This window comes from Actinomadura napierensis (assembly GCF_039529375.1).
GTDB lineage: Bacteria > Actinomycetota > Actinomycetes > Streptosporangiales > Streptosporangiaceae > Spirillospora > Spirillospora napierensis.
In genome coordinates, this window is record NZ_BAAAMR010000009.1 from 1 (window position 1) to 15,743 (window position 15,743).

The following is a 15,743-nucleotide window of genomic DNA, read 5'->3' on the forward strand; positions in this document are numbered from 1 at the left end:
GCGCCGCCACCCCGAGCGCACCGGCCAGCAGCGCGACCGCCGGCGCCACCGCCCCGCCGGCTCCCACGAGGGCGGCGGACGCCACCGCCGGAGCGTGGAACCGCCCGGCGAGCACCATGGCCGCCACCGCCAGGCCGGCCCCGGCGGTCGTCGCGACCGTGCCCGGGTCGGCGGTCCGCGCCACCGCGAACCCCACGGCGACCGACAGCGCGTGCCCGGCGAGCACGGCCGACGCCCGCGCCGCCGGGGTCCCGGGAGCGACCGCGAGGAGCGCGGCGGACGCCGCCAGCGGCGGGGCCAGCAGCGGCTCGTCCACCACCGCCTGCACCACCGCCAGCGGCACCAGCATCACGAGCGTCGCCCAGACCGGACGTAGTCGCGCGTTCACAACGGCAGCCAATCGTTCTCGGTCCCGGCGACCTTGTTGACGTAGTTCGTCAGCGTCTGCAGCGCGACGATCCCGATGATCTCCAGGACCTGCGCCTCGCTCCACCCGGCTTCCCGCACCGCCGCGTCGTCGGCCCGGCCGCGGCTCTCGGTCAACTCCCGGGCGAACGCCACCACGGCCGCCTCCTTCGGGTCCGCGGACGTCCCGGCCTTCGCCGCCTCCACCTCGTCGTCGCTCAGCCCCGCGCCGCGGGCGCCGTGGGTGTGCGCCGCGACGCAGTACCCGCAGTCGTTCGCCGCGCCGACCGCCAGCGCGATGCGCTCGGCCGTCGCGGGCGGCAGCGACGCCTTCTTGAGCGAGCGGGACAGCCCCAGGTATCCGTCCAGCACCGCGGGGGCGTTCGCCATGACCCGCAGCATGTTCGGCATGTGGCCGAGGCGTTTCTCCAGCGCGTCCAGCTTCGGATCGTTCCGCACGGCCTCGATCATGACGCGCTCCTTCTAACGGATCTCAACGAGCTGATCCGTTATAACATAACGCCGATCAAGCCCACATCCCGTTAGACTTGTGACATGAGCGACGAACCGCCGGCGCTTCGCCTCGCCGGGACGATCCGCGCCGGGCGCACCGGCCTGACCGACCGCTTCGCCACGCCCGAGGGCCTCACCGCCTGGGTCCGCGAGCAGGACCTGTCCCCCTACCTCGACACGGCCGCGTTCACGGCGGACGAGGCCGTCCGCGTGCAGGTCGTGGAACTGCGCCAGGCCGTCCGCGCGCTCTTCGCCCGCCTCGTCGCCCCCGCGCCGCCCAGCCGCGCGGACGCCGACGCGCTACCGCCCTTCGACCAGGCCCTCGACCTGCTCAACCGCGCCGCGTCCCCCGTCCTGCGGCAGCTCCGCTGGCAGGACGAGCCGCACGAGCAGCTCGCGCCCACGGTCGACGGCACCGCCGCGCGGCTGACCGCCGCGCTCGCCGACGCGGCCATCGGCTTCTTCTCCGACCCGATCGCGGCCCAGGTACGGGTCTGCCCTGCGCCACGCTGCGTGCTCTACTTCGTCAAAAGGCACCCGCGTCAGGAGTGGTGCTCCATCGCCTGCGGAAACAGAGCCCGCGCCGCCCGCCACTACCACCAGCACCACTAACCGCGCCCGGACAAGCCCCAACGAAGACATGCGCGCCGTCAGACTCGCCGAGTACGGCGCCCTCCATGCCGGCCATGGTGGAGACCACCATGCCCAAACCGACCTATGCTGCGCGCCCCCGGACGCGCACGGTGCCCGTCCGCGCCGCCGCAGCGACCCCAATCGAAGTCAAGGCGAGGCCGGACCCCATGCAGGCCAGCGCAAACCACGCCCGGCAGGAACCCAGGCCGGCACGAACCCAGGCCAGCGCGGACCACGCCCGGCGCGGGTCGGGGTGGGGGGTCAGTTGGGGGTGGCTAGGACCAGGGGGAGGATCGTCTGGGCTCCCGCCTCCTTCAGCAGACGGGTGGCGACGGTCATGGTCCATCCGGTCTCGATGCGGTCGTCGATCAGGAGCAGGGGTCCTGGGGCCTCCTTCGCGGCGATGGCGACGGGGTCGGGGAGCGTCAGCGAGTTCCACACGGAGCGGAGGCGCTGGGCGCTGTTGTGCCGGCGTGGGACGGGCTCGCCCACCGGGACCAGCTCGCCCAGGTGGGGAAGGCGGCCGATCTCGGCGATGCGGTGGCCGAAGGTGCTCACGAGGCGGGGACGGGAGCGCGAGCCGATCGTGATGACGCCGGTGGGGCGGGCGGACCAGTCCCAGGCGGCGAGGACCTTGATGACGGCGTCGACCATGTCGGCCGGGACGTCGGTGTCGGCGGCGGCGAACAGCTCGCGGAGCCGGTTGCCCCAGCCGATGTCGGTGAGCCGGCCGAGGGCGCGTCCGGTGTCGGCCTGCAGGTCCGGCTTGATGCGGCCGGAGACGCCGAGGTCGTCCTTGACGCCGGTGGGCCACATGCGGCGGGGCGCGACGTCGACGCCGGGACGGTGCAGGCGGTCGCGGGCCTGGGCGGCGCCCTCGGAGGTGACGTCGGCGGCCCGGTGCTCGCCGGTGCAGTTGTCGCAGCGGCCGCAGGGCGCCGCGGCGGGGTCGTCCAGCTGGGCGCGGAGGAACTCCTCGCGGCAGGACGTCGTCGCGATGTAGTCGAGCATGGCCTGCTGCTCGCGGCGGCGTTCGGACGTGACGCGCTCGTAGCGTTCGCGGTCGTAGGCCCAGGGGCGGCCGGTCGACGTCCAGCCGCCCTTCACGCGGTGGACGGCGCCGTCGACGTCGAGGACCTTCAGCATCATCTCCAGGCGGTTGCGGCTCAGGTCGACCTGGGGTTCGAGGGCGCCGGTCGACAGCGGGCGGTCGGCGGCGTCCAGCACGTCGAGGGTGGCGCGGACGACCTGCTCCGGCGGGAAGGCGAGGCTGGCGAAGTAGGCCCAGATCTCGCGGTCCTCCCGGCCGGGCAGAAGGATCACCTCGGCGCGCTCGACGCCGCGGCCGGCGCGCCCGATCTGCTGGTAGTAGGCGACCGGCGACTGCGGGGCGCCGACGTGCACGATGAAGCCGAGGTCGGGCTTGTCGAAGCCCATCCCGAGGGCGCTGGTGGCCACGAGCGCCTTCAGCCGGTTGGCCTGGAGGTCCTGTTCGGCCTGGAGACGCTCGGCGGGCTCGGTCTGGCCGGTGTAGACGGCCACCTCGTGGCCGCGGTCGCGGAGGTATCCGGTGATCTCGTGGGCGGCGGCGATGGTGAGGGTGTAGATGATGCCCGATCCCGGCAGGGACGCCAGGTGCTCGCCGAGCCAGGCGATGCGCTGCTCGGCGGTGGGCACGCTGACGACCGCGAGGTGGAGCGAATCGCGTTCGAGCGGGCCGCGCAGGACGAGGGCGTCGTCGCCGGCGAGCTGCTCGGCGACGTCCTGGGTGACGCGGGCGTTGGCGGTGGCGGTCGTGGCGAGGACGGGGACACCGGACGGCAGTTCGGCCAGCAGGGTGCGCAGGCGCCGGTAGTCGGGACGGAAGTCGTGGCCCCAGTCGGAGATGCAGTGCGCCTCGTCGACCACGACGAGCCCGGCCCCCGCGGCGAGCTGGGGCAGCACCAGGTCGCGGAAGTCGGGGTTGTTGAGCCGTTCTGGGCTGACCAGCAGGACGTCGACCTCGCCGGCCTCCACCTCGGCGAAGATGTGCCGCCAGTCGTCGGTGTTGGCGGAGTTGATCGTGCGGGCGTGGATGCCGGCCCGGTCGGCGGCCTCGATCTGGTTGCGCATCAGCGCCAGCAGCGGTGAGACGATCACGGTCGGGCCGGCGCCGCGCTCGCGCAGCAGCCGCGTCGCCACGAAGTAGACCGCGGACTTGCCCCACCCGGTGCGCTGCACGACCAGGGCGCGGCGCCGGTCGACGACGAGGGCGCGGATGGCCGTCCACTGGTCGTCGCGGAGGCGGGCGTGCTCGCCGGCGAGGGCGCGCAGGCAGCGCTCGGCGTCGTCGCGGAGTCCGTCGGGAGTGCTCATGGCTCCTTGGTATCAGCGCAGCTCGGACGGTCGCACCAGAATCACGTTCTGTGGATAACCTCACGGGTCCCGCCGGTGATCATGGGAACGGCCGCGGGTAGCCTGCCGGGAAGATCGGTTTCACGGCGGAAGGACACCTGCGGGGGATGGGCGCGGCGGAACGCTTGCGGCGGACGTGGCACGTCCTGATGGACGGGTCTCCGCCGGAGCCCCCGGAGGACGAGCCGAGCGAAGTCGTCGACCCCCGCGCGGTCGACCTGGTCCTGCGCGTCGGCGAGCTCCTGCTGGCCAGCGGCGAGACCACCGAGCGCGTGAACGAGGCGATGCTGGGTCTGGCGGTCGCCTACGAACTCCCCCGGTGCGAGGTCCAGGTGACGCTGACCAGCATCCTTGTCTCGGCCCACCCCGGTAAGGGCGCGCCACCGATGACGGGGGCCCGGGCCATCCGGCGCCGCACGCCGGCCTACTGGCGCCTCACCAGGTTGCACGCCCTCGTCCAGGAGGCGTCCATCGGGATGCTGGAACTGGACGAGGCCCACAGACGGCTCGCGCTGATGAAAAGGGGGCGCGGCCCGTACCCGTCGTGGCTCATCGTCGTCTCACTAGGGCTCATCGCCGCCTCCGCCAGTGTCCTTTCCGGCGGCGGTCCCCTGGTCGCCGGGACGGCGTTCGCCGCCACCCTACTGGGCGACCGCACCGCCGCGGCCCTCGCCCGCCGCGGCATCGCCGAGTTCTTCCAGCTGACGGTGGCCGCCGCGCTCGTCGCGGCGGGCGCCGCCATCGTGGTCGCGATGGGCAACCCCGAGCACGCCTCGACCATCGTCACGGGCGCGATCCTCGCGCTGCTGCCGGGGCGACCGCTGGTGGCGAGCATCCAGGACGGCATCACCGGCGACCTCGTCAGCGCGGCCGCGCGCGGGCTGGAGGTCTTCTTCATGATCGCCGCCATCGTCGCGGGCCTCGGCGCCGTCGTGTACATCGCGGTGAACGTCAACGTGCCGATCGACGTGAGCCATCTGCCCACCGCCCCGGCGACGCTGAGACCCGTCCCCCTGATAGCGGCCGCCGCGGTGTCGGTGACGTTCGCCGTGTCGCTCGCGGCGCCTCGGGACGTGCTCCTGGCCTCCGCCCTCGGCGGCGCGCTGATCTGGACGATTTACGTGCTGCTCAGAGGATGGAACGTTCCGCCGGTGCTGGCCTCAGCGGTGGCGGCGATCGTCGTCGGTGTGCTGGCGAACTGGCTGGCACGCCGCCACGGGGCACCGGTGATGCCCTACGTGGTGCCGGCCATCGGTCCCCTGCTGCCGGGGACGGCGCTCTATCGCGGGATGGTCGAGCTGAATACCGGCTCCCCGCAGTCGGGAGTGCTGAGCCTCATCGGTGCACTGTCCGTGGCCCTCGCGCTAGGCGCCGGCGTCAACCTCGGTGGCGAGCTCGTGCGCGCGTTCCAGCGCGTCGGGCTCACGGCGGGCGGACGCTGGGCACGACCTGCAGCGCGCCGCACCCGGGGCTTCTGACACCGCTCCTTCGGGCCGCCTCTGGGACTGCCGTCCCGGGCCTGCCGGAACTGTCGGTGGCGGGCGCTACGTTCGCGGCATGTACCGACAGGGAGACGTCCTGATCCTGCCCGTGCCGGAGGAGCAGGTCCCGCAGTCCGTCCGGGACCTTCCGCCCTCCCCGAGGGACGGCCGTGGGCGCATGGTGCTCGCGCTGGGCGAAGCGACGGGGCACGCGCACGCGCTGTCCGCGCCGGGTTCACTGCTGCGGATCCCCGACCCGCTCGCGCCCGACCACCTGCACCTGCCGTCCGGGGGACGGCTTGTGCACGAGGAGCACGCGGCGATCCCCCTGCCCAAGGGCTGGTACAAGGTGATCCGCCAGCGCGAGTACGTGCCGGGCTCCGTCCGGGTCGTGGCGGACTGAGGGGCGGCGGACGTGTTCACCGAGATGCGGCGCGAAGCGCACTTCGTGGTCGGCGACTGGCAGGCGGCGGCGTTCCGCACCGATCCCGCCGACCGCATGCGGGCCGAGATGGCGGTGGCGGCCGCCTACGCGGCCGCCGGCCTGGCCGTCCCCGAACGGTTCGTGTGGGTGCCGTCGCCCGCGCGCGGGGCCGTCGCCGCCGCGGTGCTCGCCGGGCATACCGGAGCGTTGCGGAAGGCCGGGCTCGACGACCTGGTCGAGCAGGCCGACACCGACCTCGATGGGGCTTCCGCAGGGGCGAGCGTCCTGGCCGAGGTGCGGACCCGCCTATGGGAGGCCGAACGTACCGCGGCCTGCTCTGAACAGGGGCCGGAGCAGTGGCCGCGGACTTGGAGCGAGACCGGCGGCCTTCTCTGGAACCAGCTCCAATCGCTGGTCACGCGGGTGCGCGGGGCCATCGGAGAGCAGGCGCGGGCCAGGTCCGTCAGGGCGGGCGACCCGCAGCCGACGCCGGAGGAGAACGCGGCGGAAGCCCTCCTGCGGGCCGCGACACTCGACGCCGTCCTCGGCCAGCACGACGCGCCGTGGCTGGCGTTGTTCGAGTCGCTGGGCCGGCTGGAGGGGCCCCTGGCGGGCCTGGCGGAAGCGGCGCGTTCGGCCGGCTGGTGGTGGCCCTACGAGCGGCTGGTCATCATGTCCGAGCGTCCGTGCGAACTGCACCGGGACGAACCGGGACGGCTGCACCGCGGTGACGGCCCCGCCTTGGCATATCCCGACGGGTTCTCCCTGCACGCATGGCGCGGCATGCCGATCCCGCCCGATTTCGCGGCATCGCTCACCGGCCTCACGGCGGACCGCATCTCATCGGAGGAGAACGCGGAACTGCGCCGGGTCATGCTGGAGATCTTCGGCTATGACCGCTACCTGGCGGAGACGGGTGCCCGGCCCCTGCACCAGGACGAGACCGGTGCGCTGTGGTCCATCGACCTCCCCGGCGACGAGCCCGTCGTCATGGTCGAGGTGGTCAACTCCACGCCGGAACCGGACGGGACGCACCGCACCTACTACCTGCGGGTCCCGCCGTCCACGCGCACCGCGCGCGCGGGCGTGGCGTGGACGTTCGGTGTCGACGAAGTCGACTATCACCCGCGGAAACAGACGTGAGCCCCTGGACGGCGGCTCCCAGAAGGTACGCGCCGTCCGTCCTCGTGGCGGGGGCCTCTTGGTAGCACTTCCCCAGTCACCAAGAGGCGCCCGCCCGGTTCAGGGGGTGATGGCCTGCGCCCAGGTGACCTTCCCCTCGTCGGTCTGCCGCCACCCCCAGACGCGGGACAGCGCACCGACGAGGAAGAGCCCGCGGCCGCTTTCGGCCTGCATGTCGTGCGGGGGTTCGGCCGGCCCTTCGGGGTTGTCGTCCCATACCTCCACCATGGCCGTCTTGTCGTCGGGCAGGTACAGCACGAGGGTGACGGCGCTGGCATGACGGATCGCGTTGGTGACCAGTTCGCTCGTGATGAGCTCGACGTCGCCTGTGGTGTCCGGGCGGTCCCATCCCTCCAACGCGGCGCGGACGACGTCGCGCGCCGCACGCACCGATGTGTCCACCGGCCTCAGCGCGAGGACGAAGTGGGGGCGTTCGAGAAAGTCCACGGCATCGCCTAACGGTCGCCTGCTACCGCCAGCATGCGCCCTCAGGGGCGGGCGTGCACGGGATCCGATCCCTCCGTCCGTACCGTCGGCGCGGTACGGCCACCGCCTGATTCGTTCACCGTTCGCAGTCATTCGGCTCCGTGTAGTGACCATCTCGGACCACCCACAGCGTGGCGGGCCCGGCGGAGAATTGCAAGGTGGTACGGGACGCCCGCCGCACCGGTCGTGCGGCGTCGTCGAGGCAGGTCGCAGACGTGGGTCACCGTCCGGCTACATCTGGCCGAGCAGCGCGGGGACGCGTTCGAGGACACCCCCGGCGAACGTGTCGTAGAGGCCGAGCGGCTCCAGGTGGACATAGCCGATATGGCAGTCGCACGTGTCCTGGGGGCAAGGCCGCGGGGCGAGCGCGTCGCGGAACGAACCGTCATAGAGGTTGCCCAGAACGGCCGGGACGAAGTGGCAGCGGCGCACCGTGCCCTCGCCGTCGACCGACACGACGGTCTCGCCGGTACGGCAGGCGAGACCGCGGCTCGCGTGCGGACGGCGGCTGAGCGGGAACAACGGGTCCAGGGCCGTCCAGCAGGCGGCCTCCTCCTCGCTGTAGGCGCGTCCCTCGGCGGCGTTGACCCACAGGTAGGTGCCGGCGGGCAGTTCGGCGCGCAGGCGGCGTGCCGCCTCCAGGTGGCCGGGCTCGCCGACGATCCCGACGCTGTGGCGGATGCCGCGTTCGGTGAGTTCGCGGCACTTTCCCAGGAAGCGCTCATAGGGAACCTGGCCGGGGTGGTACGTCGCCCACAGCGCGAGCTTGGACGGGTCCGCCCCGGACGTCCACGAGACCCGGTGGCTGAGGTTGGTCTGAATCGCGACGCGCTCGACGTGCGGCAGATGGCTCAGTTCCGCGAGCGCCCGCCGATACCAGGACCTGATGAGCCCTTCGCCCCAGGGCGTGAACAGGATCGACACGCGATGGTCCTGGTCGGCGACCCACTCGGTGAAGCGCTCAAGGGCGGCTCGGTCGGCGCGCAGTTGCTGGGGCGTGTCGCGCCGTTTGGCGAAGGGGCAGTAGGGACAGTCGTAGTCACAGCTGGCGAGCGGCCCTCTGTAGAGGATCGTGAGGTGTTCCATCAGCGCGCCTTGTACGAGGCCATCAGTTCCTTCACCTGGCGGGAGAACAGCGCCGGGCCGACGGCATCGGAATGGGCGAGGCCCTCGGGGGTCAGCCGGATGGTCCCATCGGTCGTTTCCAGCCAGCCTCGGTCGTCGAGCGTTCTCAGGTCGGTGGAGAAGTCGGCGCAGGGGTCGCTGCCGAAACGCGCCTTGTAGGAGCCACGGTCGAGCCCGCTCGCTTGAAGGAGCGACTGGAGGAAATGGCGTCGGCGCTGTTCCTCCGCGTCCAGTCCGAATCCGACCCGCGCGGTGCTGAAGTCGTCCTCGCACACATAGCCGTCGATGATGGACCGGACGTGCCGCTGCTCGACCGCGTACTCGAACGAGTAGTGCAGGCCGGCCGTGTACGAACGCGCTCCGCAGCCCAGGCCGATCATTCCGTCGGTCTGGCAGCAGTACTCCGTGCCGCCCACCCCGTGGCCGGGCAACCGGAACATGCGCATCGAGACCTGCTCATAGCCTTCGCTGAGGAGATGGTCCCGGCCGATCCGGTAGAGGGTGAGGCGCTGGTCGTCCCAGTCCTGCGCGCGACGTCCCAGGCCGGTGAGCGGACGGACATAGAGCGGATAGAGGTAGATCTCCTCCGGCCGCCATTTCAATGCGGCGTTCAGGGAATGCAGCCATGTGGCGGGCGTCTGCCCGTCGATGCCGTAGATGAGGTCGATGTTGAGCGTCGGGAAGCCCACGGCCCTGATCCGGTCGAGGGCCGCCTCCACTTCGACGCGCTTCTGGGGGCGCACCGCAGCGCGCGCCTCCTCGTCGATGAAGCTCTGCACGCCGATGGAGACGCGGGTGGTGCCGCGTTGCGCGAGCACGGTCAGCCGGTCCGTTGTCGCGGTGGCCGGAGACGTCTCCACTCCCAACGGGACCGCGCCGAAACCGGGGAACCTATCGGCGATGTCGCAGAGCCGTTCCAACTCCGGCGCGGTGAAGTAGGTGGGGGTTCCGCCGCCGAATGCGGCGGTGGCGAGCGACGCGCCGCCGCCCAGCGCGTCCAGTACGGCGGTCGCCTGGCGGTCGAGGGCGTCCAGATATGCACCGGTCAGTTCTTCGGGCGCGCCCGTCCGGGTGAAGAGGTTGCAGAAGCCGCACCTCATCTCGCAGAACGGCACATGCATGTAGAGGAACAGCGAATCCGATGGTTCTGCCGCCCACACCTCCCGCAACGAGGGTTCGGGTTCCAGCGGACGGTACGCGGTCTTGTGCGGATAGGCATAGACGTACGCCTGGTAGGGGGCGGTGGTGGTCACGAAAGAACGAACTCCCCGTACGGAACCGTCCACACGACCTCGTGGCCGATGCGGTGACCGGTGTGGCCGTCCTCTCCGTACGCCGTCCCGTGGTCGGAACAGACGATGACGAAGCAAGGACGGCGCATCAACTCGAACAAGCGCCCTATATGAGCGTCGACATGGCGTAGTGCGGCGGCGTGGCTGGCACGCGTGTCCCCGTGCGCGCGCGTAGCGCCGTCCAGGTAGAACCAGTTGGGCTGATGCAGGGACGCGACGTTCAGGAGCAGGAACAGACGGCGCTCGGCGGGCAGCCGCGCCATGACGTCGGCTATCCGGTCGAACTGGTTGGGCAGCGATGCAGGATCGGTCACGCCGAATCCGGGCTCCCAATGGCTTTCGGCGAACAGCGATGGGAGTGCGGATCCGAGTGGGGTGAGCTTGTTGAAGAAGCCGACGCCGCCGACGCACACCGTGTGGTAGCCGGCGGACGCGAGTCCGGTGGGCAGGTCTGCGGCCTCGAACGTCCAAGTCCCGGCCGCGGTGGTCTCGCTGCCCGGAAATGTCCCCGCGAACGGTCGCGGGTGCAGACCGGGGGACGCAGGCGTGGGCAGGAAGCCGGCCAGCATCGCCGCGTGCGCGGCATAGGTGAAACTGCCCGGCGTGTGGCGGCGTTCCCAACGGCCCCCTGGGAGGAGCGAGGCCAGGGTGGGCGTTTCGCCGGCGGCGGCCAGTTCGGCGGCCACGTCGTAGCGCAGCGTGTCTAGCGTCACCAGCAGCAGGTCATGGCTGCCGATGACCTCGTTCATGTCGTACATGCGGCGGCAGTCTCCGGCAGTGCGGCTCTGATCTGGGCGGTGTAGGTGTCCAGCCCCTCCGCCGGGCCGCCGGGCAGGCCGGTGAGCCCAGGAAGCAGGTCGCCGAACGCGTTGACCTCGCAGACGGCGAACCGCTTCATCCCCTGGAGGACGAGCAGGTCGACGCCCACCATCGGGCTCCGCGGAAAACAGACCGCCGCCCGCGCGCACACGTCGAGTGCCCGGCGCCAACCATCCGGCCCGAGCGCGCGCCGGACCGCTGCGATGTCGCCTCTCGTGCCACCGAGGTGCAGGTTGGTCATGGGACTGCGGCTCGTCCGGGCGACCACGTGCGTGGGAGTGCCGCCGATGATGACCACCCGCAGGTCGAACACCCGGCCGCCGAGCGACGCCTTGGGCAGCCAGCGCTCCACATGCAGCCCGTCGGGTGCAAGAGAGTCGACGAGCACCGCGACCTCCCGCTCCCTCTCGTAGGCGCGGACCCGCAACGAGTTGAACAGGCCGCCCTCGCTCAAGGCGGCCGACGTGACGGCCCGGACGCGGCCACCCGGCGCGCTCTGCAAGGCGACGACACCGGACGCCGACGAACCGTGCGCCGGCTTGAGGAAGACCCTCCGCTCCCCCAGCTCGTCCATGTGCGCGCGCAGTTCCGCGTAGGAGCCCACTGGTGGCAGCGCATGTGGAACGGGCACGTCCTGGGCCGCCATCCGTGCGTGCGATCGCCGCTTGTCGAACATGACCGCGATCTCCTCGACGTCGCCGAGGAGGCGGGCGCCCGCGCGCGCGGCAGCGTCCTGGATCCGCTCCAGCGCCGCGGTGAACGTCGCGTACCAGCGTCCACCGCCGCCCACACGGGACGGGTCGCCCGGCCCGCGCAGGAGCGCGTCCGCCGCCGGGTCCTCTCCGGGGGAGTCGATGCGGAGCACGTCGCCGGGGTCGAGGACGATGCTCGCGCCGCGCAGTACGTCCGTCCAGGCGATGAGCCGGGGTTCGGGCAGGCCGCACGACCGGCACGCCCGCGCGAACAGCGCGGGGCGCCGGTCGCCCGGCGACCCGACCACGACGAACCTCATCCGCCCACCGCGTCGCGAACGCTCATTCCGACACCGCGATGTAGTGCCAGTCGCCGTGCGGCTTCTCCTGCTCGCTCAGATCGACCTCGACGCCGGGGAGCGCGGCCTTCACGCGTTCCACCATGGCGTCGGACAGGAAGTGGTGGTGCAGGTCCAGCTTGCGCAGGTGGGTGAGGGGCTGCCCGGACAGCAGCGCCTCCGCGCCCTGGTCGGTGAGGACGCCCATCGCCAGGCTCAGCGACTCCAGCCGCGCCACGACGGGCGCGCCCGCGACCGCCGCGGCGATCTCGTCCTGGATCTGGCTGTCCTCCAGGCCGAGATGGCGCAGCGCGGGCAGCCGCTCGCCGGACAGGGACGGGGCCAGGTCCGCGACGGTCGCGTCACCGCCGTAGCCGTCCTCGCCCAGCCACAGGTCGAGGTGCTCCAGGTTCGGCAGCTCGCTCGCGTCCACGGCCTGGACGATCCGCGCGGGCAGCCCGCCCGACTCGAAGCGCAGCACCCGCAGGCGCGTGCTCTTGATCGGGGACAGCACGAGACCCTGCGCGCCGCGGATCTCGAAGCGCTCCAGGTCCGGGAAGGCGGTGAACAGCGGCGAGACGTCGCCGTGCTCGATCCAGGAGATCTCCGACTCCTCACCGGTGATGTCACCGAGGAAGAGCGACTTCAGCTTGGGGAACGCCGCGGCGTTGGCGGTCAGTAGCGCGACCGGGTCGGCGTGGTTCTCGTCGTAGGACGCGCCCCAGTAGCCGATGATGAGCGCCGTGACCTCGCCGGTGTCGACGGTCTGCAGGAACCGCGCGAACGTGTCGGCGAAGGGCTCCTCCTCGAACATCGTCCCGACGTACCAGGCGGCCTCACCGGCGGGCGGGAGACTCTCGCCGGTCCCCGGCCCGCCGGTCGCGGCGCCGTCGTCCTCCTCGTCCGCCACCCCTGTCTCGCAGTCGAAGGTGGCCACCGGAAGGCCGGCATATTCCTCGAGATGCTGGTAAACGCCCATGGGTCCCTTTCGCGAGTTCGTCGGGACCATGTCCTATCAGGACCGACGGACAAACCATGGCAATTTCGGCGCGATCAGCACATCACCGACACCCCTGCTCAGGACGCCACCAGCACCGAGCCCTTGTACTTGTCCTGCACGTACTTGCGCACCTCGGGCCCGCGCAGCAGCTGGACGAGCTTCTTCACGCGCGGGTCGTTCGCGTTCTCCGGCAGCGTGACGATGCCGTTGGCGTAGGGATTGCCCTCCGGCTTCTCGGCGGCGAGCGCGTCCTTGGCCGGCGACAGGTTCGCCTCGAGCGCGTAGTTGCCGTTGATGACCGCCGCGTCCACGTCGTCGAGCGAGCGCGGCAGCTGCGCGGCCTTCAGCGGCTTGAACTTCAGGTGCTTGGGGTTGCTCGCGATGTCCCTCTCCGTGGCGCTCGTGGGCGCCCCCGGCTTCAGCGTCAGCAGCCCGTTGTCGGCGAGCAGCTTCAGCGAGCGCCCCTCGTTCGCGGGGTCGTTCGGCACCGCCACGGTCGCGTTCTGCGGGATCGCCTGCAGGCTCTTCACCTTGCTGGAGTACACGCCGAGCGGCTCCAGGTGGACGGGCGCGACGAACGTCAGCTTGGTCCCGGACTTCTTCTCGTACTCCTCCATGAAGGGCACGTGCTGGAAGTAGTTGGCCGTGACCTGCTTCTCCTTCAGCGCGGTGTTGGGCTGCTGGTAGTCGTCGAAGGTCACGATGTCCAGCTTCAGCCCGGCCTTGCCCGCCAGATTGTCCTTGACGTACTTCAGGATGTCCCCGTGCGGGACGGGGTTCACGGCGACCTTCAGCGGGGCGTCCGGATCGTCGGACGCGTCCGAGGAGCCGCAGGCCGCCAGGCCCGCGACCAGGCCGAGGGAGGCGAGCGCGATGGTGATCTTGCGGAGCACGAGGAGTGCCTTTCTGTGCGGGGAGAGCGGTGTCACTTGTGGGACAGGCGGCGGGCGACGAGGTCCCCCACCGCCTGGATGATCAGGACGAGGACGACGAGCAGCAGCACGGTCGCGACCATGACCTTCGTCTCGAAGCGCTCGTAGCCGTAGGTGACGGCGAGGTTGCCGAGCCCGCCGCCGCCGACCGTGCCGGCCATCGCGGTGTAGCCGATCAGCGCGATCACGGTGACGGTCAGCCCGGACACCAGGCCGGGCCGGGCCTCGCGCAGCAGCACCTTGCCGACGATCTCGCGGCGGGTCGCGCCCATCGCGTCCGCCGCGGCGATCACGCCGGGGTCCACCTCGCGCAGCGCGATCTCGACGAGCCGCGCGTAGAAGGGGATGGCGCCGACCGTCAGCGGGACGATCGCGGCGGCGTTGCCGATGCTGGTGCCCACCACGATCCGGGTGAAGGGGATGATCGCCACCATCAGGATCAGGAACGGCAGCGACCGGCCGATGTTGACCACCACGCCGAGGACCTTGTTGACCGGCGGCGCGGGCAGCAGCCCGCCGCGCTCGGTGACCACCAGCAGCACGCCGAGCAGCAGCCCGAGCACGGCGGTGAAGAGCGCGGCCACCCCGGTCATGTAGAGCGTCTCGCGGGTGGCGGGCCACAGCAGCGGCATGACCTCGTCCCAGCTCATCGGGCGTCCTCCTCGGCGGGCGCGGGGATCGGGCGGGCGGCGGGCGTCCCGCCGTCGGTGGCCGGCGGCCGTGTCGTGGCGGACGCGGATGTCCTGACCTCGACGGCCAGGCCGGACTCGCGCAGGAATGCCAGCTGCGCCGCGTTCACGGACGGGTCGCCCGGCAGTTCGAGCTGCAGGCGCCCGACCCGCTCGCCGCCGACGGTCTCCACGGCGCCGCCGAGGATGTTGACGTCCAGCGAGTACTTGCGGGCCAGCGCCGACACGAACGGCTGGTCGGTCGCCCCGCCCACGAAGGTGACCTCGACGAGGGTCGTGCCGTCGCGCGGTTCGGCGGCCGGCAGCGGGAACAGCCCGCGCGCCAGCTCCGACCCGGGGCGCGCGAGCAGCTCGGTCACCGGCCCCGACTCGGTGAACCTGCCCTCGCGCATCACCGCGGCCGAGTCGCAGATCCGCTTGACCACGTCCATCTCGTGGGTGATCAGCAGGACGGTGAGGCCGAGGCGCCGGTTCAGGTCGCGCAGCAGCTCCAGGATCGACGCGGTGGTCTCCGGGTCGAGCGCGGAGGTCGCCTCGTCGGAGAGGAGCACCTTCGGCCGCCCGGCGAGCGCCCGGGCGATGCCGACGCGCTGCTTCTGGCCGCCGGAGATCTGCGCCGGGTAGGCCTTGGCATGCCCGGTGAGGCCGACCAGGTCCAGCAGTTCGGCGACGCGCTCGGCGCGTTCGGCGCGCGGAACGCCCATGACCTCCAGCGGGAACGCGACGTTGCCGGCCACCGTGCGGCTGCCGAGCAGGCCGAAGTGCTGGTGGATCATGCCGATGCCCTGGCGGGCGCGGCGCAGCTCGGCGCCGCGCAGCGCGAGCAGGTCGCGCCCGCCGACCACGACCCGGCCCTCGTCCGGCCGTTCCAGCAGGTTGACGCAGCGCAGCAGGGTGCTCTTGCCGGCGCCGCTCGGGCCGAGCACGCCGAAGACCTCGCCCTCGCGGACGGTCAGGTCGACGCCGTCGACGGCGGTCACCTCGCGCCCGCGGGCGCGGTGCACCTTCCGAAGTTTTTCGATCTGGATCACAGAGAATCATCCGTGCGGACGGGCGCCGCCGGGGCCGGCGGCGGTGCGGGTGGTGGACGGGTCCGCCCCTGAAGGCGCGCCCGATCAGGGAGCGGCGGCGCCCGGACGTGCGGGGGCCGGACGTGCGGGGGCCGGACGTGCGGGGGCCGGACGTGCGGGGGCCGGACGTGCGGGGGCCGGGCCGCGGCGGCGGTTATCCACAGAACGCGATTCCACTTCCGCGTCCCGGACGGCCGCCCGACGATGGCCACGACGGGACCGGCCGGACGGCCGGAGCCCGCGCATGGCGGTCTCGCGTTCGATCGGG

Annotated in this window: 16 protein-coding genes; 4 read left to right on the forward strand and 12 right to left on the reverse strand. The window is 71.9% G+C overall.

Annotated features, from left to right (window positions below):
• Window positions 1–388: HPP family protein (locus ABD296_RS07555; protein WP_344262952.1), on the reverse strand; the 388-nt coding region annotated here is incomplete at its 3' end.
• The gene (locus ABD296_RS07560; protein WP_344262954.1) at window positions 385–876 is read right to left on the reverse strand and encodes a carboxymuconolactone decarboxylase family protein; all 492 of its coding nucleotides are present in this window, start codon (window positions 874–876) and stop codon (window positions 385–387) included. The genes ABD296_RS07560 and ABD296_RS07555, both read right to left, overlap by 4 nt.
• An 84-nt stretch (window positions 877–960) precedes the next feature.
• On the opposite strand from ABD296_RS07560, the gene ABD296_RS07565 reads away from it, so the two are divergent.
• The gene (locus tag ABD296_RS07565; RefSeq protein WP_344262956.1) at window positions 961–1,530 is read left to right on the forward strand and encodes a CGNR zinc finger domain-containing protein; all 570 of its coding nucleotides are present in this window, start codon (window positions 961–963) and stop codon (window positions 1,528–1,530) included.
• Between the two features lie 282 nt (window positions 1,531–1,812).
• Here the strand turns inward: ABD296_RS07565 and ABD296_RS07570 are convergent, their stop codons facing one another.
• Entirely contained in the window at window positions 1,813–3,906 is a 2,094-nt protein-coding gene (locus ABD296_RS07570) for a RecQ family ATP-dependent DNA helicase (protein ID WP_344262958.1), read from the reverse strand.
• A gap of 146 nt (window positions 3,907–4,052) precedes the next feature.
• Here ABD296_RS07570 and ABD296_RS07575 point away from each other — a divergent pair, with 146 nt between their 5' ends.
• The 3 genes from ABD296_RS07575 to ABD296_RS07585 all read left to right on the forward strand — a co-directional run bounded on the left by ABD296_RS07575 (window position 4,053) and on the right by ABD296_RS07585 (window position 6,993).
• A complete protein-coding gene (locus ABD296_RS07575) occupies window positions 4,053–5,423 on the forward strand; it encodes a threonine/serine exporter family protein (RefSeq protein ID WP_344262960.1) in 1,371 nt (456 codons plus the stop codon).
• A 79-nt stretch (window positions 5,424–5,502) separates the two neighbouring features.
• Complete coding sequence (locus ABD296_RS07580; protein ID WP_344262962.1) at window positions 5,503–5,829, forward strand: hypothetical protein; 327 nt, start codon at window positions 5,503–5,505, stop codon at window positions 5,827–5,829.
• A gap of 12 nt (window positions 5,830–5,841) precedes the next feature.
• Window positions 5,842–6,993: a DUF6745 domain-containing protein gene (locus ABD296_RS07585; protein ID WP_344262964.1), complete on the forward strand. Its 1,152-nt coding sequence runs from the start codon at window positions 5,842–5,844 to the stop codon at window positions 6,991–6,993.
• A 99-nt stretch (window positions 6,994–7,092) separates the two neighbouring features.
• On the opposite strand, the gene ABD296_RS07590 is transcribed toward ABD296_RS07585, so the two are convergent.
• The 9 genes from ABD296_RS07590 to ABD296_RS07630 form a co-directional block, all read right to left on the reverse strand.
• Complete coding sequence (locus ABD296_RS07590) at window positions 7,093–7,479, reverse strand: ATP-binding protein (protein WP_344262966.1); 387 nt, start codon at window positions 7,477–7,479, stop codon at window positions 7,093–7,095.
• Window positions 7,480–7,749: 270 nt separating this feature from the next.
• Complete coding sequence (locus ABD296_RS07595) at window positions 7,750–8,604, reverse strand: STM4011 family radical SAM protein (RefSeq protein ID WP_344262968.1); 855 nt, start codon at window positions 8,602–8,604, stop codon at window positions 7,750–7,752.
• Complete coding sequence (locus tag ABD296_RS07600; RefSeq protein WP_344262970.1) at window positions 8,604–9,896, reverse strand: STM4012 family radical SAM protein; 1,293 nt, start codon at window positions 9,894–9,896, stop codon at window positions 8,604–8,606. Before ABD296_RS07600 ends, ABD296_RS07595 begins: the two co-directional genes overlap by 1 nt.
• Window positions 9,893–10,693, reverse strand: coding sequence for an STM4013/SEN3800 family hydrolase (locus ABD296_RS07605; RefSeq protein WP_344262972.1), 801 nt, complete (start codon window positions 10,691–10,693; stop codon window positions 9,893–9,895). The genes ABD296_RS07600 and ABD296_RS07605 overlap by 4 nt, the downstream gene beginning before the upstream one ends.
• Window positions 10,681–11,766 carry an STM4014 family protein gene (locus tag ABD296_RS07610; protein ID WP_344262974.1) on the reverse strand — a complete coding sequence of 362 codons (1,086 nt, stop codon included), beginning with the start codon at window positions 11,764–11,766 and terminating at the stop codon, window positions 10,681–10,683. The genes ABD296_RS07605 and ABD296_RS07610 overlap by 13 nt, the downstream gene beginning before the upstream one ends.
• Before the next feature lie 22 nt (window positions 11,767–11,788).
• Window positions 11,789–12,763, reverse strand: a complete 975-nt coding sequence (locus tag ABD296_RS07615) for an STM4015 family protein (RefSeq protein WP_344262976.1) — start codon at window positions 12,761–12,763, stop codon at window positions 11,789–11,791.
• Window positions 12,764–12,861: 98 nt separating this feature from the next.
• Entirely contained in the window at window positions 12,862–13,677 is an 816-nt protein-coding gene (locus tag ABD296_RS07620; protein ID WP_344262978.1) for a MetQ/NlpA family ABC transporter substrate-binding protein, read from the reverse strand.
• Window positions 13,678–13,709: 32 nt separating this feature from the next.
• Window positions 13,710–14,366 (reverse strand): methionine ABC transporter permease, encoded by a 657-nt coding sequence (locus ABD296_RS07625; RefSeq protein WP_344262980.1) that lies wholly within the window; start codon window positions 14,364–14,366, stop codon window positions 13,710–13,712.
• Window positions 14,363–15,436, reverse strand: coding sequence for a methionine ABC transporter ATP-binding protein (locus ABD296_RS07630; protein WP_344262982.1), 1,074 nt, complete (start codon window positions 15,434–15,436; stop codon window positions 14,363–14,365). Before ABD296_RS07630 ends, ABD296_RS07625 begins: the two co-directional genes overlap by 4 nt.
• Between the last annotated feature and the right edge of the window lie 307 nt (window positions 15,437–15,743).

Excerpts from the sequence above, each read along its gene's own strand:
- ABD296_RS07595 (WP_344262968.1), bottom strand. The coding sequence starts at position 8,604 with ATGGAACACCTCACGATCCTCTACAGAGGGCCGCTCGCCAGCTGTGAC.
- ABD296_RS07610 (WP_344262974.1), bottom strand. The coding sequence starts at position 11,766 with ATGAGGTTCGTCGTGGTCGGGTCGCCGGGCGACCGGCGCCCCGCGCTG.
- ABD296_RS07625 (WP_344262980.1), bottom strand. The coding sequence starts at position 14,366 with ATGAGCTGGGACGAGGTCATGCCGCTGCTGTGGCCCGCCACCCGCGAG.
- ABD296_RS07575 (WP_344262960.1), top strand. The coding sequence starts at position 4,053 with ATGGGCGCGGCGGAACGCTTGCGGCGGACGTGGCACGTCCTGATGGAC.
- ABD296_RS07580 (WP_344262962.1), top strand. The coding sequence starts at position 5,503 with ATGTACCGACAGGGAGACGTCCTGATCCTGCCCGTGCCGGAGGAGCAG.
- ABD296_RS07560 (WP_344262954.1), bottom strand. The coding sequence starts at position 876 with ATGATCGAGGCCGTGCGGAACGATCCGAAGCTGGACGCGCTGGAGAAA.
- ABD296_RS07615 (WP_344262976.1), bottom strand. The coding sequence starts at position 12,763 with ATGGGCGTTTACCAGCATCTCGAGGAATATGCCGGCCTTCCGGTGGCC.
- ABD296_RS07605 (WP_344262972.1), bottom strand. The coding sequence starts at position 10,693 with ATGTACGACATGAACGAGGTCATCGGCAGCCATGACCTGCTGCTGGTG.
- ABD296_RS07570 (WP_344262958.1), bottom strand. The coding sequence starts at position 3,906 with ATGAGCACTCCCGACGGACTCCGCGACGACGCCGAGCGCTGCCTGCGC.
- ABD296_RS07565 (WP_344262956.1), top strand. The coding sequence starts at position 961 with ATGAGCGACGAACCGCCGGCGCTTCGCCTCGCCGGGACGATCCGCGCC.